Below are 19,067 nucleotides of genomic sequence, written 5' to 3' on the forward strand. Positions count from 1 at the left end.
AACTATCGTTTTCAATTGAGGAATCCGTTTGGTTGAATAAAGGGGAAGAAGTAGAAGAAGTGATTGGGATGTCATTAGAACCCGAAATTATGATTGAAGAGCGCGATGCCCATGTTTATATTCGAGGGGGATTGCGTCTGCTAGGTGAATACCGTTCTTCAGAAAAGGAACAGGTAGATCTTGAGTCTGGTTCGTTAGAAGATCAGGTTTCGTTTCGGTCCGTAGGAGATGTGAAGGTGTCTTCTAATGGAGTTGGTGAAATTAAACACTATTTTCCAATAGACGTAACGATTCCGAGTAATCGAATTCAAAATTTAGATGATGTTTATGTTCAAGTTGAATCATTTGATTATGATTTACCTGAACCGAGCTGCATCCAATTAACAGCTGATATTGCGATTAGTGGAATGACGTATAAACAAGATGAGGCAGTTGATAGAGTCGAGAAAGAAGATCAAGAACAAAAGCAAGAAATAGAGGAAGCGACAACGACTGCCTTTTCGTTTGAAGCGAAAAAGGAGCAAAGCATCCAAAAGGAAATGGAAGTGAAGCAACAGGTTGCAGAGCAAGCTGAGCAAGAGAAAGGCAATGGGTTACAAGAGGAAGAAGAAACAACTTCAGAAAATAACAGCTCGGTCGTAAGTGAATCAGAAAATACCCCCAAGTTAGCTAATGAAGCAGAAATGGAGGAAGTGGCTCGTTCTAATGATAAATTAGAAGAACCTGTAGAAGAGAGACAAGAGGTCGAACAAGAGAAAGAAATGAATGTTCATATCTCACCATTGAAAGAGCTTGCGAAACCCAAACCAGTCGACCAACCAACTTCGAGCAATGAGCAAGAGTTAGATCATGATGATGCTGAGAAAGTTGGGGAAGAAAAGCCTCGTGAGGAAAACGCCCTTTATTTAACGAAGATGCTATCTAAGGGAGAGGAACGATTTTCAAAGTGGAAGATGTGTATCATTCAAGAAAATGAATCATTAGAAATGATTGCTCAACGCTATGATATTAGCATGAGTCAATTGATACGAATGAATCGGCTTCAAGGAGAGCAAGTAGAAGAAGGACAGATTCTATATATTCCGGTATCGGTTGAATCATAAAGGGGTCGTTTAACATGCTGATCGACTTTTTACAAGAAAATTATAACTGGCGAGACGTCTCGTACATGAGCAACGAACTTGTTAAAACAGATAAAGGCTTAAAAAGAATTCGATATTGGGAAGATAAACAACTATTAAAATGGCATATTTCTTGGCGTGATCACTGCAGTGACACGCCTTATCTTCTAATGGATCGAATGCTAAGAACGAGGAATCAAAAGCCATATGCTGAGCATGAAGATGGTTATATAACAGCTCATGATGAAGTGGTTGATCGCTACCCGATAAGCGGACAAGAACCAATCATTGCAAATACAATTGTTTCATTTATTCAATATGGATTAAAAACGGAGGTCAACATTTTCCCACAACGGGTATCAAAATGCGTTTATGATCATTTGGATTCATATATTCCTTATTTACGGGAAGATCAGCGAATGGACTGTGACTTTCTCATCCGTGAAGGAGAAATGAGAGAGAAAAAGGCAGATGCTTTGATGGAACTAACAGATTCAACTCCATTGCCCTATCTTGATCCAATGATGTCCACCGATCAAATGAGGTCCGTTGCCAAAGTTCTATATTGGGTTGGTACGATGGAAGTACCTGTTGTTGGTTATGAACATGTAGCACGTTTTTTCCGTCATTGGTACGTCGAAGAAGGGGAGCAATCATGTATCAAATTAATGCAAGGGGTAGTCGATCAGCTTGAGAGAGAGCAATTGATTCAAATACTTGCAGAAATGCTCAAACCTTATGAATTAAACGATTGGCAAATAAATGTTGAAGATGGAACGATAGATCGAGAGACGTTGGAGGAAAGGTTTCAGCTTGTGAAGAAAGAATGGGATATTTCGAAACAGCTGGTTCATATCATGAGTAAGATGATCGATAAAAAGAAGGTGTCTGTAACATGAGCTACGAGTCCATTTTGTATTATTATGATTTATATCCACAAGAAATTGAAGAGCTTGGAAAAATAAAAAAAGTGACTACAAATCGAGGTGTATTCGCCTTAAAGGAATCAAACATTTCAAGGCATCAGGCAGATGAATTTATTCATTCCTTAAAGAAGCTAACGAAGCATGGTTATAACAGGCTTGTTCCTGTATTACCAACAAAATATGGAGAATATACTGTATCAACAAATCATCATACCTATTATGTTATGCCTTGGATAGAGCCTGTTGAATATACAGCACGTGAATCGATGGAAGAGAAGCTAGCTAGTCAGCTTGGTGCAATTCATCGTCTAACAGTGAAAACACAGCCTTTTCTAAGAGAGAATGTGGATCAGTCATATAATCAACTATTACAGCGATGGGAGCTTAGGCGTCTAGAATTAACTCGATTTGCCGATCAAGCAGAAAAGAGAACCTACATGTCACCGTTTGAATTAACGTTTTTAACGCATGCATATATGCTAGATCAAATGGCTGAAACAGCGAAGGAGCATTTAAAGAAATGGTATGAACTTTGTTTAGAAAAAGAAACGTATCGAACCGTGCTTTGTCATGGAAGAATGCAACGCTCCCATGCAATTTTTAATACTGAAAATGAGCCATTGTTATTGAATTTTGAACGGGCAGCGATTGACACACCAGCACGAGAACTAGCGAGCTTTTGTCGATATAGCTTTTCAAAAGGATACTGGTCAGATGATGATATTTTGACATGGTTCATGAGATATGAGGGACATTTGCCTTTGCTTGAAGAAGAAAAATATTTAACGTGCGCCTATTTGAACTTTCCGGAGCCAATTGCTTATGCAGTGGAAGCGTATGTTCATTCACATCGATCGATGAAAGAGCTAGAGCATGTTCAACGTTTAGAAAAACGATTAATGTCAATGCGCCGAGTTCAACGAATCACACAAAAGCTGATCATCGTTCCAGATGAAGAAAAGCAGTGATTCATGTACTGAAAATGAGGCTGGGACATAACAAAAGTGTTTAGCTGAGAATTCGAACGTTTAGAGAATGTAGCGGATGACCCCAGCCTCTATCATTAATTGCTGTTAAACTAAAATAATTTCATCTTTAATGAACAATATAAGACAATCATCATCGTTAATAAAATGACATCGAATGTTGTTGGAAATAATAATGTTCGAATGAGCTGAAAAATAATGAGCGGAACTAATATTTGCATAAACATGAGCTTGCATTTTAACCACCAACTCGGGCGTCCAGGGTAAGGGGGTTTATATGGTTGGTATCGTTTATTGAACATGGTCATCCCACTTTCTAGCTGTCTCATACTACTACGTTATGTGATTTGTTTCCTTTGGGTGATTAAGATATATAGGAAAGTAAAAATGTGGATAGAGCTGTTCTTGACGTAGACAAGCAGATCAACTAAAATATAATCACATATAATGATTGCGAAGATTAGGAAGAGTAAGCTCAGAACCTTTCAGAGAGAGAAATCAATAGCTGTGAGATTTCTTAAGATGTATGAGTTGAATGTCGCCTAGGAGCAGCTATGCTGAAAGCGAAAGTAGGCTTAGCCGGAGCTGACCGTTAACAGTTTGAGGTGTGTAGTTTTTTGACTACAAACAAAGGTGGTACCGCGAAATCAAACTCTCTTCGTCCTTTGGATGAGGGGGTTTTTTTATGCTGGTAAAGCTCACTTGGCTTACTCAGTATAAGCTACATAGAATAAGGTTGGAGGTAAGTGTATATGGAAAAGCGAGAGCATTCAATGCCGACGAAATACAATCCGCAGGAAACCGAAGCGAAATGGTATTCTTATTGGGTTGAAGGAAAATTCTTTGAAGCAACAGGAGGAGAAGATAAGGAATCTTACTCAATTGTCATTCCTCCACCGAATGTGACAGGTAAGCTACACTTAGGACATGCATGGGATACGACTTTACAAGATATATTAGTTCGTATGAAGCGAATGCAAGGCTATGATACGTTATGGTTACCTGGAATGGACCATGCTGGGATTGCCACACAAGCAAAAGTTGAAGCGAAGCTAAAGGAACAAGGGACAAGCCGTTATGAGCTTGGTCGTGAAGCCTTTTTAGAGAAATCATGGGAATGGAAAGAAGAATATGCGACGTTTATTCGTAATCAGTGGGCGAAGTTAGGTCTTTCACTTGACTATTCACGTGAACGTTTTACGCTTGATGAAGGACTTTCTAAGGCTGTCCGAGAAGTTTTTGTTTCATTGTACGAAAAAGGGTTAATCTATCGTGGAGAATATATTATTAACTGGGATCCGCAAACGAGAACAGCATTATCAGATATTGAAGTCATTTATAAAGATGTTCAAGGTGCTTTCTACCATATGAAGTATCCATTAACAGATGGCTCAGGTTCGATTGAGGTAGCGACGACTCGACCTGAAACGATGCTTGGTGATACAGCTGTTGCTGTACACCCAGAAGATGAACGTTATAAACACCTTATTGGTCAGACAGCGACGCTTCCGATTACAGGTAGAGAGATTCCGATTGTTGCTGATGACTATGTCGATATGGAATTTGGATCGGGGGCAGTGAAAATTACACCTGCTCATGATCCGAATGACTTTGAAATTGGCAATCGTCATGATTTAGAGCGTATCCTCGTCATGAATGAAGATGGAACGATGAATGAAAATGCTGGTCAGTATCAAGGTCTTGACCGCTTTGAATGTCGTAAGCAACTTGTTCGTGATTTGCAGGAGCAAGGCGTTCTGTTTAAAATTGAAGAGCATATGCATTCGGTTGGTCATTCAGAACGAAGTGGTGCGGTTGTTGAGCCGTATTTATCGACGCAGTGGTTTGTGAAGATGCAACCATTAGCTGATGCTGCAATTGAATTGCAACAGTCTGAAGAGGATAAAGTGAACTTTGTCCCAAACCGTTTTGAGAAAACGTACTTACGTTGGATGGAAAATATTCGAGATTGGTGTATTTCTCGTCAACTTTGGTGGGGGCATCGAATTCCAGCTTGGTATCACAAAGAAACAGATGAAGTGCATGTTGGCCATGAAGCACCTGAAGATATTGATAATTGGGATCAAGATGAAGATGTATTAGATACATGGTTCAGCTCTGCGCTCTGGCCATTTTCGACAATGGGTTGGCCTGATGAAGACTCAAGTGATTATAACCGTTATTATTCAACCAATGCCCTTGTGACAGGCTACGATATTATTTTCTTTTGGGTCTCTCGTATGATCTTTCAAGGGTTAGAATTTACAGATAAGAAACCATTTGAAGATGTATTAATACATGGGCTTGTGCGAGATTCTGAAGGTAGAAAGATGAGCAAGTCGTTAGGTAATGGTGTAGATCCAATGGATGTTATCGAAAAATATGGGGCGGATTCACTAAGATTCTTCCTATCAACAGGAAGTTCCCCGGGAAATGATTTGCGTTTTTATTGGGAAAAGGTCGAATCAACATGGAATTTCGGGAACAAAATATGGAACGCCTCTCGCTTTGCTTTAATGAATATGGAAGGGTTAAAAGTAGAGGATATTGATTTAACAGGGGAAAAGTCAATTGCTGATAAATGGATTTTAACTCGTCTTCAACAAACGATTGGCGATGTGACTCGTTTAATGGATGCGTATGAATTTGGGGAAGTGGGTCGAATTCTCTATAACTTTATTTGGGATGATTTCTGTGATTGGTATATTGAAATGGCAAAACTACCGTTATACGGAGAGGATGAAGCAGCTAAGCATACGACTCGTTCCGTATTGGCGTACGTCTTAGATGAAACGATGCGGTTATTACATCCGATGATGCCATTTATTACCGAGGAAATATGGCAACATCTTCCTCATAAAGGGGAATCGATTACGGTTAGTTCATGGCCTGTTAAGAAGGATGAATGGGTCTTTGATGAAGCAGTACAGGATATGGACTTATTAAAAGAAATTATTCGTTCTGTACGTAATACACGAGCGGAACTAAATGTTCCGATGAGTAAGCAAATTGAGCTTCTTATTCATGCTTCAACAGACGAAGTGATGGGCCAATTAACGCGTGGAAAGAGCTATATTGAGAAGTTCTGCAATCCTGAAACATTAACGATGGCTGTTGGTTTATCTGCACCAGAGAAATCGATGTCACAAGTGCTAACAGGTGTAGAATTGTACCTGCCATTAGCGGGTTTACTTGATTTGGATGCCGAAATCGCTCGTTTAGAAAAAGAACTGCAAAAGCTCGATAAAGAAGTAGAACGAGTAGAAAAGAAATTGAATAATCAAGGCTTTTTAGCTAAAGCTCCAGAGAAAGTGATTGAAGAGGAAAAGGCTAAGAAGGAAGATTATGAAACAAAGCGCGAGGCTGTACGACTACGAATTTTGGAGTTGAAGGGTTAATGATCGTTTAAAGGAAAAAAAGTGATGACATGAGGCCACTGAAAAAAATATGCCTTTAATTAGAGTAGTAATCGCTTCACTCGTTGTTCGCTTGATACGAGAAACTCACTCGTATCAAGTTTTTTAAAATTGACAATGGTTTCGCACATTGCTTAAAGTAAACGGCTATGCACGATTGAGAGGATGGCTTGAATGAAAACAGGAGAAGAAGTGATTAAATGGATACATGGTTTGTTACAATTTGGTGTTCGACCAGGGTTAGAGAGGATGAACTGGCTATTAGATAAGTTAAATCATCCAGAAGAAAATCTTCAAATCGTTCATGTGGCCGGAACGAACGGGAAAGGATCGACCGTTAGTTTCATGCGTCATGTATATGAAAAGGCTGGATATAACGTTGGGACATTCACTTCGCCATTCATAGAACGATTTGAAGAGAGAATTGCATTGAATGGGGAACCGATAGCTGAAGAGGATCTTGTTTATTGCACGAATAAAGTAAAAGCTTTCGTAGAAGAGTTCGTTACAGAAACAGGTGATCAACCAACAGAATTTGAAGTGATTACACTAATCGCTTTTATCTATTTTTCTGAACGTGTTCATACGGATCTTGTATTGCTAGAAGTAGGATTAGGTGGAAGGCTTGACTCTACAAATGTTGTGAAACCACTCATCTCAGTGATTACATCCATTGGATATGATCACATGCACGTACTTGGTCATACGTTAGAAGAAATTGCCGCAGAAAAAGCAGGAATTATTAAAAAAGCCGGAATGATCGTTTCAGGAGTGAAGCAGGAAGAAGCAAAAAAGGTCATAAAAAAAATGGCAAAAGCTGAGGATGCGAAGTATTATGAACTAGGAGAGCATTTTACAGTTGCGACGACTAGTCGTTCACCATTCGATCAAGAGATCCAATATAGTGGGAAAGGTCAACGTACTATCACGATTCAGTTAAAGGGTCCTCATCAACGTGACAATGCTGCTGTTGCCATACAAGTCATTGAACGGTTAATGGACAAAGGGTTTCCGGTTAATGAACGAGCGATTAAGGATGGGATGAGGTCTGCCTCATGGATTGGCAGATTCGAAGTCATACAACAGAATCCAACGATTATATTAGATGGAGCACATAATCAAGAAGGGTTTCGTGCTTTGGAAGAGACGCTTAAACAGCACTTTGCAGGTTATACATGTCATATGGTTGTTGCTATGACAAAGGAAAAGGACGTTAACTCGTTAATGAAGCCATTCATTCGTGAACAGATGCATGTGACGTTTACAACGTTTCCTTTTCCTCGCGCGGCAAGCTCAGAGGAGTTGTACGAGCCATTTGCATTAATGGGCAGAGATGTACGTGCTGAAGACGATTGGAAAAAAGCTGTTTTAGAAAGGGAAATAGGCTTAGATGATAACAGCTTATTAATCATATGTGGTTCACTTTATTTCATTGCTGAAGTGAGAAAATGGCTAATGGAAAGATGAAGAGAAAGCATAGAGGTATGGATGAAGTACCTCTATGCTTTTCGTAGTTTAAAAAAATAACTAATATGAATAGATCCTTATTACTTGTCTTAACTTTCTACAATAGTATAAAATATAAATTGGTAAGTTAAATATAAACGTATGAGCACCACTTCAATTATATCTTCAATAATGGTCGCACTTTTTGATGTGAAATGAACCTGTATAGAACACAACTCGCTTTTCTTTTCCTCCTTTCTGTAAAAAATGACTAACACTTTTCTCCTTTTAATAGTAATATTTCAAACAAATGTATAAAGTATGATAATTAAATTTATTTTGAGGTACATACACTATGAATATTGTAATAATGGGCTACCTGCTTCTGTTAGGAATAGTGATAGGATCGTTTGTTAATGTTGTTGGATTACGTGTTCCGAAGAAGGAGTCGATCATACGGCCTCGTTCACATTGTCCAACGTGTGAACGACCTTTAATCATTGTTGATTTAATTCCTCTGCTTTCCTTTTTGCTTACGAAAGGACGTTGTCGAATGTGCAGGCAACGTATATCCCCCTTTATCCCATTATAGAAGGATTGACGGGATTATTGTTTGTATTCGCTTATTGGTATTTTCATCTAACTCCTGAATTTTTCGTTGCTCTTCTATTTATTTCCCTTCTCATGATTGTTGTAGTCAGTGATATGAGCTATATGATTATTCCAGATCAAGTGCTTCTATTTTTCTTTCCCCTTTTCATTATTGTGCGTTATACCATTGCCCCGCTGACATCGGTTTGGAGTCCTCTTTTAGGTGGGATAATAGGGTTCCTATTGCTTTGGAGTATTGCAATCGCTAGTAGAGGTGGAATGGGAGGTGGGGACGTGAAACTTTTTGGTGTTATAGGTATTGTCCTTGGCTGGCAGCAAGTATTAGTCGCTTTTTTCTTTTCATGTTTAATCGGAGCAATCATTGGTATAATAGGAATGTTAATAGGAAAGGTGGAGAAAGGACAGCCTTTTCCATTTGGACCATTCATTGTCACGGGGACAATCTTAGCTTATTTTTACGGATCTTCACTATTAGATTGGTATATCAATCATTGGATCGTCCGTTTGGCTCTATATTTGTAGAAAACGCCTAACATAAACGATAAGCCTACGATTATTTTTTTCTTTGATTACAATAAATATTTAAAATCGTAGTTCTATCAATTCGATTATATTAATAGAATGAATTATAACGGTTAGTCAAATGATAGGAAGGGGTGCAAGAAAGTTGGAGCAAAAGAAGCGATCAATCTCTGTACGTCTAAACGGTAAAGAACATCATGTTCAAGAAATGACAGTCGCAGCTACAAACGAAAAAGAAGATAACCAATATGCCTTTATTCCGCCCCCAGACAATGTCATTGATTTTGGAGAAAAGCAGGAGGTTCGAAAGCGTAATGAGCAGCCTTATTGGGATGATGGAAATCGTGAGAAAAGCCCGAAAATTCCATTTAAAAGAAAGAAAAAGCCTCACTCTCAATCCAAAACATTTCCTTATATGTTGGTTGCTGCACTAGGATCTGCGATCATCGTTGGTGTAAGCCTCGGTCTAGTCATTTTAAATATGTTTACAGGTAACGATTTGAACGTTTCACAGATGTCTGAACAGTCAACAGGGGCTGTTCCAACCTTCTCTGAGGAGAAAGAAGGGATGCCTAATTTAGCGATTGAAGTTGTACAAGGTGCAGCATTTACGGAGTTGGAACAAGCTGAAAAAAGTATGCAATCCATTCAAGAGCAAGGGTTTGCTGCTACGCTAACGACTAGAACTGATCCTATCTATATGTTTATTGGGGTTGCAGGAGATCGTGCTCAAGCAACGAAAATAAATGATATATACGAAGGGTATGGTCAAGATACGTATTTGAAATCATATCGGGTAGAAGGAGATCATATAAACGGACAAGAACAAGAGGTGTATGAATGGTTTACAAATGCATTGACCATTTATTACGACATGGTGCAGTTATCGATTGATGGTTTGAACGGGGGAACGATGATTACGAATGAGAGAATAGACCAGCTGTCAGCATCAATTGACTCTTTACAAGAGGAACGGAATCAAGCTTTTGCTCAATTATCAGAGGAAGTGCAGCCATTAGCCCTAACGATCGGTGATCAGTTATTATCTGCCAAAGATCATTTGAAGGATTATACAAATGCTGCCGATGAAGAGAAGTTATGGAATGGCCAACAAACATTGCTAGAGTCAATTACAACGTATGAGGAACTTATTGAAGCGATGAGATGATACTAATCTAGCATATGATATTCATCATAAAATGGTTAACACGCAGTACTTAGATAGGGAGCTACTGCGTGTTTATTTTTTTTGAAAGAAACTAGATACCTATCAACAAGGATATTAAAAAAGCTTGATTTTCTCCTTTTTCGATGCTATTTCTTCAATCTTTTTATTGTTTGTTCTCACATAATTTGGTATTCTTATTAATACCTTGTACAATAGTGTCAAAACAATTGTCGAGGTGATCCTTCATGAAGCCATTCATTTTAGCCTCACGTTCCCCGAGGCGACAAGAACTCCTAGAACAGATGAAGCTTTCATTTATTGTGGAAGCAAGTGAAAAAGAAGAAAAAGTAGTGGAGCCATTGCCACCACAAGAATTTGTGATGCAATTGGCCAAGCAAAAAGCAGAAGATGTTTGGAGGCGATATAAGAAAGAAGTTGTATTAGGAGCTGACACGATCGTGTCTAACCGGGGAAGTATACTCGGTAAACCAACTAGTGCAGAAGATGCTAAGCGAATGCTTACTCAATTATCAGGAATAACTCATCAAGTCTATACAGGTGTATCGATATATTCTCCTGATAAGGTGAAGACGTTTTTTGATAAGACCGATGTGACATTTTATCCACTGACTCGAAATGAAATCGAGTGGTATATCAAAAGTGGTGAGCCATTTGACAAAGCAGGCGCTTATGGTATTCAAGGTTTAGGCGCTTATTTTGTTCAGCGTATAGAAGGTGACTATTATACAGTAATGGGGCTACCGCTAGCTAAAACGATACGTGCATTACAATCCTTTTCGATCACTCCCTCCTAAAATAAACGAACGCTTCCTTCAAAGGGACAGTTTAACATTTGAGAGGAGTGTTCCCAATTGACCCCATCCACCTTACTAATCAAAGATGTTCCTCAGCAAGAAAGACCTCGAGAACGAATGATAAAGTTAGGTCCTTGTTCACTATCTAATCAAGAGATCATTGCGATATTATTACGTAATGGTACGAAGAATGAATCCGTACTCCAATTAGCGCATCGAGTTCTTGCTTCATTCGATGGTCTTGTTCATTTAAAAGATGCAGCTATTGAAGAACTTTGCCTTATTAATGGGATTGGTGAAGCGAAAGCAGTGGAATTAGCAGCTGCCATCGAGCTTGGACGACGAATTCATTGCTTAAAGACTGAAGACAGATATGTCATTCGTTCTCCTGAAGATGTCGCGAATTATGTCATGGAAGATATGCGATTTCTTCAACAAGAGCATTTTGATTGTCTCTACCTTAATACTAAGAACGAAGTACTCCTCCGTAAAACGGTCTTCATCGGTAGCTTGAATTCAAGCATTGTGCACCCAAGAGAGGTGTTCAAAGAAGCGTTTAAACGCTCAGCCGCTTCTATTATATGCTTGCATAATCACCCATCAGGTGTGCGCCTGTACGGTATGCCTCATTAGTAATCTATTGATTTAGAATTCTTTGCGTGATTCTATGGTCACCCTCTAACCTTATGAGGAAACGAAATAAGGGACAATAGCATGATGGGAAAAGGAGAAGAGACGACAAAACGATCTAGTCGAGTCCGTTCTTCAGACCAAGTAATGTATGGTAAAGGCTAGACTGCTTGAATCCTAGACGGAAGAGTGTAGGGTGCACCATTGTCTACGATCGTTATATGGCAATGAAGATGGAATAGCCATGTATCACCTGAACATGAGCTATAGCAAAGTCTATCTTACTATTCTCCAATCGAGAAAAACGTCGAACAGGATACCTAACCATTACGGAACTAATGTAGCATATAATTCAGGGATTACCTAAGTGCTTTAATACTAGCATAAGGTAACGGATTCTCCGTAGTACTCAAAGTCTGCTTGTAATGAGTATGTCATGGGAAAGGGAGAAAGATTGATGATACACGTCTAAATGGAAGGAGTCATGAAGTTGGCAAAAAATCCATTACAGCAGCTAGACGTCATTTACAATGCTTCACGAAAAGGTCGTAAAATTGTTGATTGCTATAGGTTGTTATATAAGCGCTCGCTTTGGGAAGAAGTCCTTACACAAAAACGATATAACCATCACATATCAACACATATGCTAGACGAGCTTATCAATACTTTAAAACAAGGGAAATGGACACATAGTAAGTATATTCATTCAACTTATCCGTTACTCGTCGATGTCCTAAAGGTCATTTTGGTTCATATTTATCCATCATTGGAGCAAAGGAATATGTTTGTAGCAGAACATGTTCATGACGCATTATCCTACTTGCAAAAAACATTTGTGAAAGTAACGTGGTGTGTGGAAGGAACTATTCAATTAAAGGATGTTCAGCTTATCACACAATTAACCAATTTCCTTTCTCGTAAGATTGATGATGAACGCTTTATGACATTCATCGTTGATCTTATAACGATGGAGCAACGATGGGAAAAAGAGCGAACGAACGATCTTACGGATAAAACAATGGTTCGAAGCATATGTATAAGCATCTTTTTGAAACAGGTTGATTGTGATGTCCAGCAAATTTGGACAAACATGAATAGGACCATTTATTATGTTCGCTGTAACGAGCACTTTAGAATTGGTGTTTGTGGGAGAAAGTTTGATGCGCTAACCCTAGTAAAACATATGAACCAATTGTACTCTGTAAGTAAGGCTTTTGAGATGAATATTAGTCATTTGAGCAGCTTATCAAGATTTCTTCGGTATGATATTGTTGTAAAGAGAGATGCTAGTAGAAATCAGACTTTTATTTCGTTACAAATTCCTTATACTGAGATGAAACAAATGATTCGGAAATTAGGATATGGAGATGTTGAACAGAAGAAAATTTTTCATCGACCTAAACTTGTTCACAAATCAGAACCAAGTATTATTCGAATCTTTAATGCTGAATTGCTTCGAATGACTTCTTATTACAAGCTCGCTTCTAATCGGTCACTGTTACGGCAACTATATTATTATGCTGAGGGAAGTTTCGTTAAGACAATTGCCTGCAAAAGAAGAAGTACCTCAAGAAAGGTTGCATTAAAAATGAGGAGAAATAGCCAAGGTCGATTGATGATTTGGGACAAACAGAAGGATGGGACAGAAGTTGGATATACATTTCTAAAACTAAGAGATCTTTCGTGAAATGTGAATAGAATTAATCGGCGAGCCGTATACATTGAAAGGTGTACGTACGGTTCTGAGGGAGATTAAATGAAACCTGTGTTGCTTATTTCACAAGGCGCATATAATCGACCCTACGATCCAACACCAAGCCGTGAAGATATTGATGTAACAAAGAGGCTGAGTGATTCGGGAAAAGTATTAGGGATTGAGTTGTTAGATCATATTATAATAGGTGATCGACGATTTATAAGTCTTAAGGAGAAGGGTTACGTTTAAAATAATTAAAATATCGTCCGTTTTGAGGATAGCGCAGGAGAGATAAGAGTGGTAACATAGAGAATGGTAAGTGTAAACTTATGACTTTTTTTAGAACTCGGGGAACTGAAGCTATTTTTTTTCGTAAACATTCGATATAATGAATCGTACGATTTTGGATATGATTGAAGGGAGATACATAGATGTTTGGTGGTTTTTCAAGAGATATAGGTATAGATTTAGGGACAGCTAATACACTTGTTTATGCAAAAGGTAAGGGAATTGTTGTGAGGGAGCCATCTGTTGTCGCTCTTCGCACAGATACTGGCTCAATTGAGGCAGTCGGAAATGATGCAAAGAATATGATCGGACGTACACCTGGAAATATCGTAGCAGTTCGACCGATGAAGGATGGGGTTATTGCTGATTTCGATACGACGGCAACGATGCTTAAGTATTTTATTCGTCAAGCATTGAAAACTCGTTCACTATTTACTCGTAAACCATCTGTGATGGTTTGTGTTCCTTCAGGTATTACAGCGGTCGAAAAGCGAGCGGTTGAAGATGCTACGAAGCAAGCGGGAGCGAAAGAGGCATATACACTCGAAGAGCCTTTTGCTGCTGCGATTGGTGCTGAGCTACCTGTATGGGAGCCAACGGGAAGTATGGTTGTTGATATTGGTGGAGGTACTACTGAAGTAGCGATTATCTCATTAGGTGGTATTGTAACAAGTCAATCCATTCGAGTTGCTGGTGATGAAATGGATGATGCTATTATCCAATATGTTAAGAAAACGTATAATTTAATGATTGGTGAGCGAACGGCAGAATCACTAAAAGTCGAAGTTGGTTCTGCAGGTGATTCTGATGGTGTCGATGATATGGATATTCGCGGTCGTGATCTATTAACGGGCTTACCGAAAACAATCACAGTGACAGCGGATGAAATCTCTGCAGCATTATCGGATACAGTCACAACGATTATTGAATCGGTTAAGAACACATTAGAGCAATCGCCACCTGAGCTTGCTGCCGATATTATGGATCGTGGCATCGTATTAACAGGCGGTGGAGCGTTATTGCGTAATTTAGATCGTGCATTAAGTGAGGAGACTAATATGCCAGTTGTTGTCGCTGAAAATCCGCTTGATTGTGTGGCTATTGGTACAGGTCGAGCATTGGAAAATTTACACTTATTCCGCTCGAAGAATGGCATTACATCACGATCTGATCGAAAATTGTAAGTAGGTGACAGGGATGTCCTCCTTCTTCTCAAATAAAAAGCTCATTGTCCTGCTTGTCAGTATTATTATTTTAGTTGGTTTGATTGGATACTCTATGCGTGATCGCCAATCCGTGTCCGGTCCGGAGCAAGTGATAAGAGACTCTGTTGCTTGGGTACAGACAGCTTTCATGAAACCCGCATACACGATTGCGGGTTTCTTTGAAAATGTTCAAGATATGAGACAAGTCTATGAAGAAAATAAATTATTAAAAGCTAGATTAGATGAGTATGCTCAAATTTCCATTGAACGCAATACATTACGGAATGAAAATGAAACGTTAAAGGATATGTTAGAGCTTGAGGAGAGCTTAGATGATTATTTAATTCGTTCAGCTGTCGTCATACATCGAAATCCAGATCGCTGGACCGAGTTTATCGGATTGAACAAAGGTTCGGAGCATGGTATCGAAGCGAATATGGGTGTGATTGATTCAACCGGCGGATTAATCGGAAAGGTTCAACAAGTAAGTGAATTCTCCTCACGAGTCCAATTATTAAGTGATAATGATCGAACAAATCGTGTCTCTGCAATGATTTCCTCAGATCAAACGATTAACGGTTTTATTGAAGGGTACGATGAAGATCGCGGTCTGTTAATCATGCGTAAGATTGACTTAGAAGCAGAGATTGAGGAAGAGGAAATGGTGACTACGACTGGTAAAGGTGGAGTATATCCAAGCGGACTATTAATTGGTGAAGTGGTTAGTGTAGAACCGGATGAATATGGTTTAACTCAAAATGCCTACATTAAACCAACTGCTGATTTCTATTCACTAGATTATGTCTATGTCGTTGAACGGACTAGTACAACTCTTGATCCTGAATTGTTAGAGGAGGAAAACGAGTGAGTCGAGCTTATATCCCTCTCATTGTGTTTTTTTTCTTTGTGATCGAAGGTACACTCTTCCAATTATTTGTTCCTCATCATCATGAATGGTCGTATGTGTTTGTACCACGCTTTATGATCGTATTCATTATTTTAATTGGGATTCATTTTACTCGACCTGTTAGCTTAGTATATGGACTTATTGTTGGAGTTATATACGATGTCGTTTACACCCAACTATTAGGGGCGTATATATTTGGTTTTGCTTTAATTGGATACTTTTTTGTGTTTCCATATAAAAGAGTTCAAGATATGTTCCTCGTACAATTGGTGATCATTATTGCGGCTTTAGTGTTCTTTGAATATTATCAATATGGCTTGTATGCTTTAATTGGACTAACTGATATAGAGCATCGCGTATTTTTGCAAGAGCGCGTGTTAACCAGTGTTGTATTGAATACAGCTTTTGCTATTTTAATTTATTTTCCGTTTTTGAAGCTTATGCAATATGTACAAAAACAAGAGATGGTTAGAAATCGTTGAAATAAGTAGCAAAAAAGAAAGTCTGAAAGAAAAGAGGGAAATTCTCATTTTATGTGGAATGTATCATTATTGACATTCATATCATTGCGTTGTTGTGTAAGAAATGCTCTTTTCATTAGCACAATTTCGTATCTCTCTTATATACAAAACTCATAATGACGAATGGTGACAAAAGGTGAGTGAGACAGAGGTGAACACGGTAATGGTTCCGAAGAAGCAACATGTTACGATTAAAGGAACAAAAGAAGGGTTGGTATTTTTGTTAGATGATCTCTGTTCCTATGACCTTTTAATAGAAGAGTTAAAGGACAAGCTTTCATCGAAGCATTACCAACTTTCAGACGGACCTGATTTGCTCGTAAAGGTTGAAAGTGGATACCGTTATTTACAACAAGAGCAAAAGGGAGAAATAGAATCAATTATTACGAATGGACGTAAATTGGCCATTGAAGAATTTTCTTCACACGTTATGTCCAATGAAGAAGCTCAGATGATTAAACGTAAAAATCAAACGATAACTCTCACAAGTATTGTTCGTTCAGGGCAAGTTATTCATGTTGATGGAGACATTTTACTAATTGGTGATGTAAATCCTGGCGGGAAGCTACAAGCATCTGGTAGTATTTATATAATGGGAGCACTTCGTGGAATAGCACATGCGGGAGTAAATGGAAATGAGGATGCAGTTATTTCTGCGGCTGTCCTTAATCCTTCTCAGTTAAAAATTGCAGACAAAATCAAACTATTCGAATCCTCATCAGAGGAAGCGATTATGTCATCTGCATATATTGACCACAAGTCACAATCTTTACAAATTGGTAGGGTGCAGCAACTTGTTCATACACACCGGCATCTAAGCAAGTATGTAGATCAGGTAATGGAATAGGAAGAAAGGGGTTATGAACGTGGGAGAGGCGATCGTCATTACAAGTGGTAAAGGTGGAGTTGGAAAAACAACCACATCCGCAAATTTAGGAACTGCTCTTGCACTAACAGGTAAGAAGGTTTGTTTAGTAGATACAGATATTGGCCTTCGGAATTTGGATGTTATTATGGGTTTAGAAAACCGAATTATTTATGACTTGGTTGATGTCATTGAAGAGCGTTGTAAGTTGAAGCAAGCTTTAATTAAGGACAAGCGTTTTGATTGTTTATCATTACTGCCAGCTGCTCAAACAAAAGATAAAACAGACATTGAGCCTGAACAATTGAAGAAGGTCATACTGGAACTAAAGCAAGAATATGATTATGTCATTATCGACTGTCCTGCCGGAATTGAACAAGGGTTTCGAAATGCAATTTCTGGGGCTGATCGTGCTATTGTTGTAACAACACCAGAGCTTTCTGCTGTACGTGATGCGGATCGAATTATAGGTCTATTGGAAAAAGAAGAGGGTATTGAACCACCTCGTCTAATTGTCAACCGTATACGCTCTCATATGATGAAAAATGGTGAGATGCTCGATGTTGATGAAATTGCATCGATTCTATCTATTGATTTAATTGGTATTGTTATTGATGATGATCAGGTAATAAAGTGTTCCAATAAAGGAGAACCGATCGCACTTCAATCAACTAGTAAGGCATCGATTGCTTACCGAAACATTGCACGGAGAATACTTGGTGAGACCGTCCCTCTGATGTCTTTAGACGATCCAAAAGGGGTAATGGCAAAGCTAAAGCAATTTTTTAGTGTGAGATAACCTAAAATGAAGTATTTGAAAGAGGGAAATGAGCCTTTTTCAAATACTTTTTTTGTTTGCAGATTTGGAATTTATATTTGCGTCCTATTGTAACAGTTAAGTATGGAAATCTAGAAGGATGTAGGCGAACTTTGAAGAAGAACGTCGGCTTAGTACGTTACACAATTTTCTGAAAGACCCTCCATTAAAAAAACACATCCTTGTGGAAAGCGTGCACAATGCAATTAAGAAAAGCTGCTGTGTGTTTTGCTTAGATGAACGAGCTAGAAGCTGTGGACCCAAACTGGATAAAAGAAAGATCGTAAAATATAAAATGTTCATTTGTTTGCAATTTTCAAGATTATCATTGAATAATTCGTCTATATCTTTGTCAGCTGACTACGACTAAAGATTCTTCACTTTTTGAACATGAGAAGCATTATCTCGGTCATTTAAACCAAAGTCTAAAAAGCTGTGATATGCTAATGTATAGAAAGAAAATGAGAGGGAGGAACATCAATTTATGACTCTTGATGAGCACTTGGATGAATCAACGAAATCAATTCGTTGTATGGTTTTAACAGTATCACATGTTACGGCGTATGAGGATGATCAGAATGGCCAGCTTATTCGCTCGATGTTAGAAAAAGAAGGTCATTCTGTTACGGAGTATCAAATGGTCGGCTATGATTACAGCCACATTCAGCATTGGATCAAGGTAGCTGCTATTCGTGCTGATATTGATGCTATTCTTATTACAGGTGGTACAGGAATTGGTCTAAATGATACGACACATGAAGCAGTTCGTGATAGTTTAGACAAAGAAATGCCGGGGTTTGGCGAGCTTTTTCGCCATTTAAGCTTTGCTGAAGAAGTAGGGACGGCAGCGATTCTTAGCCGAGCTGTTGCTGGTGTGAGAGATGGAAAGGCTATTTTCTCTATGCCTGGTGCAACAGGAGCTGTGAAGTTGGCGATGGAACGTATTATTATGCCTGAAATTAGTCAAGTAGTCCGTGAAATATTACTTGATCAAGCGAGAGTGACAAATACATCCATATAAGCATAAATGAACTATAATGCACAAATAGCCTAGAGCTAGGAAAAAAGAAGGCACCAAAAAAGTACAAATCAACACTTATTTAATGAGGGAGTAATAATTAAGAGA

Annotated in this window: 17 protein-coding genes, 2 pseudogenes and 1 other annotated feature; of the genes and pseudogenes, 18 read left to right on the forward strand and 1 reads right to left on the reverse strand. The window is 38.6% G+C overall.

Features of this window, described 5'->3' with window-relative positions; translation table 11 throughout:
* The first annotated feature begins 14 nt into the window (after positions 1 to 14).
* The 3 genes from spoVID to ysxE are packed head-to-tail and all read left to right on the forward strand — an operon-like array spanning position 15 to position 3,015.
* Positions 15 to 1,103, forward strand: coding sequence for a stage VI sporulation protein D (gene spoVID / locus JCM9152_RS07200; protein WP_081727935.1), 1,089 nt, complete (start codon positions 15 to 17; stop codon positions 1,101 to 1,103).
* A 14-nt stretch (positions 1,104 to 1,117) separates the two neighbouring features.
* Complete coding sequence (locus tag JCM9152_RS07205; protein WP_035342643.1) at positions 1,118 to 2,020, forward strand: hypothetical protein; 903 nt, start codon at positions 1,118 to 1,120, stop codon at positions 2,018 to 2,020.
* Positions 2,017 to 3,015, forward strand: a complete 999-nt coding sequence (gene ysxE / locus JCM9152_RS07210) for a spore coat protein YsxE (protein WP_035342645.1) — start codon at positions 2,017 to 2,019, stop codon at positions 3,013 to 3,015. The genes JCM9152_RS07205 and ysxE overlap by 4 nt, the downstream gene beginning before the upstream one ends.
* Positions 3,016 to 3,125: 110 nt before the next feature.
* On the opposite strand, the gene JCM9152_RS07215 is transcribed toward ysxE, so the two are convergent.
* Positions 3,126 to 3,335, reverse strand: coding sequence for a YszA family small membrane protein (locus JCM9152_RS07215; protein ID WP_035342647.1), 210 nt, complete (start codon positions 3,333 to 3,335; stop codon positions 3,126 to 3,128).
* A 145-nt stretch (positions 3,336 to 3,480) separates the two neighbouring features.
* Positions 3,481 to 3,702 (forward strand) — a binding site (T-box leader).
* 83 nt (positions 3,703 to 3,785) lie between these two features.
* On the opposite strand from JCM9152_RS07215, the gene JCM9152_RS07220 reads away from it, so the two are divergent.
* The 15 genes and pseudogenes from JCM9152_RS07220 (at position 3,786) to JCM9152_RS07285 (ending at position 18,962) form a co-directional block, all read left to right on the forward strand.
* Positions 3,786 to 6,431, forward strand: a complete 2,646-nt coding sequence (locus JCM9152_RS07220; protein ID WP_035342651.1) for a valine--tRNA ligase — start codon at positions 3,786 to 3,788, stop codon at positions 6,429 to 6,431.
* Positions 6,432 to 6,623: 192 nt separating this feature from the next.
* On the forward strand, positions 6,624 to 7,916 hold the full coding sequence (locus JCM9152_RS07225) for a bifunctional folylpolyglutamate synthase/dihydrofolate synthase (protein ID WP_035342653.1): 1,293 nt from the start codon (positions 6,624 to 6,626) through the stop codon (positions 7,914 to 7,916).
* Between the two features lie 349 nt (positions 7,917 to 8,265).
* Positions 8,266 to 8,487 (forward strand): prepilin peptidase, encoded by a 222-nt coding sequence (locus tag JCM9152_RS23995; protein ID WP_369384537.1) that lies wholly within the window; start codon positions 8,266 to 8,268, stop codon positions 8,485 to 8,487.
* The gene (locus JCM9152_RS07230) at positions 8,451 to 9,029 is read left to right on the forward strand and encodes a prepilin peptidase (RefSeq protein WP_369384536.1); all 579 of its coding nucleotides are present in this window, start codon (positions 8,451 to 8,453) and stop codon (positions 9,027 to 9,029) included. Before JCM9152_RS23995 ends, JCM9152_RS07230 begins: the two co-directional genes overlap by 37 nt.
* Positions 9,030 to 9,174: 145 nt before the next feature.
* Complete coding sequence (locus tag JCM9152_RS07235; protein ID WP_035342656.1) at positions 9,175 to 10,197, forward strand: hypothetical protein; 1,023 nt, start codon at positions 9,175 to 9,177, stop codon at positions 10,195 to 10,197.
* Between the two features lie 245 nt (positions 10,198 to 10,442).
* Positions 10,443 to 11,012 (forward strand): Maf family protein, encoded by a 570-nt coding sequence (locus JCM9152_RS07240; RefSeq protein ID WP_035342659.1) that lies wholly within the window; start codon positions 10,443 to 10,445, stop codon positions 11,010 to 11,012.
* 57 nt (positions 11,013 to 11,069) lie between these two features.
* A pseudogene (gene radC / locus JCM9152_RS07245) lies at positions 11,070 to 11,618 on the forward strand (RadC family protein); the annotation flags it as partial.
* A gap of 514 nt (positions 11,619 to 12,132) precedes the next feature.
* Positions 12,133 to 13,329: a group II intron reverse transcriptase/maturase gene (locus JCM9152_RS07250; RefSeq protein ID WP_035342663.1), complete on the forward strand. Its 1,197-nt coding sequence runs from the start codon at positions 12,133 to 12,135 to the stop codon at positions 13,327 to 13,329.
* Between the two features lie 102 nt (positions 13,330 to 13,431).
* A pseudogene (locus JCM9152_RS07255) lies at positions 13,432 to 13,587 on the forward strand (JAB domain-containing protein); the annotation flags it as partial.
* 182 nt (positions 13,588 to 13,769) lie between these two features.
* Complete coding sequence (locus JCM9152_RS07260) at positions 13,770 to 14,810, forward strand: rod shape-determining protein (RefSeq protein ID WP_035342667.1); 1,041 nt, start codon at positions 13,770 to 13,772, stop codon at positions 14,808 to 14,810.
* Positions 14,811 to 14,823: 13 nt separating this feature from the next.
* The gene (gene mreC, locus JCM9152_RS07265; protein WP_035342669.1) at positions 14,824 to 15,699 is read left to right on the forward strand and encodes a rod shape-determining protein MreC; all 876 of its coding nucleotides are present in this window, start codon (positions 14,824 to 14,826) and stop codon (positions 15,697 to 15,699) included.
* Entirely contained in the window at positions 15,696 to 16,220 is a 525-nt protein-coding gene (gene mreD / locus JCM9152_RS07270; RefSeq protein WP_035342671.1) for a rod shape-determining protein MreD, read from the forward strand. The genes mreC and mreD overlap by 4 nt, the downstream gene beginning before the upstream one ends.
* 175 nt (positions 16,221 to 16,395) lie before the next feature.
* Positions 16,396 to 17,106 (forward strand): septum site-determining protein MinC, encoded by a 711-nt coding sequence (gene minC / locus JCM9152_RS07275; RefSeq protein WP_235715650.1) that lies wholly within the window; start codon positions 16,396 to 16,398, stop codon positions 17,104 to 17,106.
* Between the two features lie 19 nt (positions 17,107 to 17,125).
* Positions 17,126 to 17,923, forward strand: a complete 798-nt coding sequence (minD, locus tag JCM9152_RS07280; protein ID WP_035342675.1) for a septum site-determining protein MinD — start codon at positions 17,126 to 17,128, stop codon at positions 17,921 to 17,923.
* Between the two features lie 502 nt (positions 17,924 to 18,425).
* The gene (locus JCM9152_RS07285; protein ID WP_035342677.1) at positions 18,426 to 18,962 is read left to right on the forward strand and encodes a MogA/MoaB family molybdenum cofactor biosynthesis protein; all 537 of its coding nucleotides are present in this window, start codon (positions 18,426 to 18,428) and stop codon (positions 18,960 to 18,962) included.
* The last annotated feature ends 105 nt before the right edge of the window (positions 18,963 to 19,067 follow it).

It is taken from the genome of Halalkalibacter hemicellulosilyticusJCM 9152 (assembly GCF_000513115.1).
GTDB classification, from domain to species: domain Bacteria; phylum Bacillota; class Bacilli; order Bacillales; family Bacillaceae_D; genus Halalkalibacter; species Halalkalibacter hemicellulosilyticus.

Excerpts from the sequence above, each read along its gene's own strand:
- ysxE (WP_035342645.1), top strand. The coding sequence starts at position 2,017 with ATGAGCTACGAGTCCATTTTGTATTATTATGATTTATATCCACAAGAA.
- JCM9152_RS07285 (WP_035342677.1), top strand. The coding sequence starts at position 18,426 with ATGACTCTTGATGAGCACTTGGATGAATCAACGAAATCAATTCGTTGT.
- JCM9152_RS07240 (WP_035342659.1), top strand. The coding sequence starts at position 10,443 with ATGAAGCCATTCATTTTAGCCTCACGTTCCCCGAGGCGACAAGAACTC.
- JCM9152_RS07220 (WP_035342651.1), top strand. The coding sequence starts at position 3,786 with ATGGAAAAGCGAGAGCATTCAATGCCGACGAAATACAATCCGCAGGAA.
- JCM9152_RS07215 (WP_035342647.1), bottom strand. The coding sequence starts at position 3,335 with ATGTTCAATAAACGATACCAACCATATAAACCCCCTTACCCTGGACGC.
- JCM9152_RS07205 (WP_035342643.1), top strand. The coding sequence starts at position 1,118 with ATGCTGATCGACTTTTTACAAGAAAATTATAACTGGCGAGACGTCTCG.
- JCM9152_RS23995 (WP_369384537.1), top strand. The coding sequence starts at position 8,266 with ATGGGCTACCTGCTTCTGTTAGGAATAGTGATAGGATCGTTTGTTAAT.
- JCM9152_RS07225 (WP_035342653.1), top strand. The coding sequence starts at position 6,624 with ATGAAAACAGGAGAAGAAGTGATTAAATGGATACATGGTTTGTTACAA.
- JCM9152_RS07260 (WP_035342667.1), top strand. The coding sequence starts at position 13,770 with ATGTTTGGTGGTTTTTCAAGAGATATAGGTATAGATTTAGGGACAGCT.
- mreC (WP_035342669.1), top strand. The coding sequence starts at position 14,824 with ATGTCCTCCTTCTTCTCAAATAAAAAGCTCATTGTCCTGCTTGTCAGT.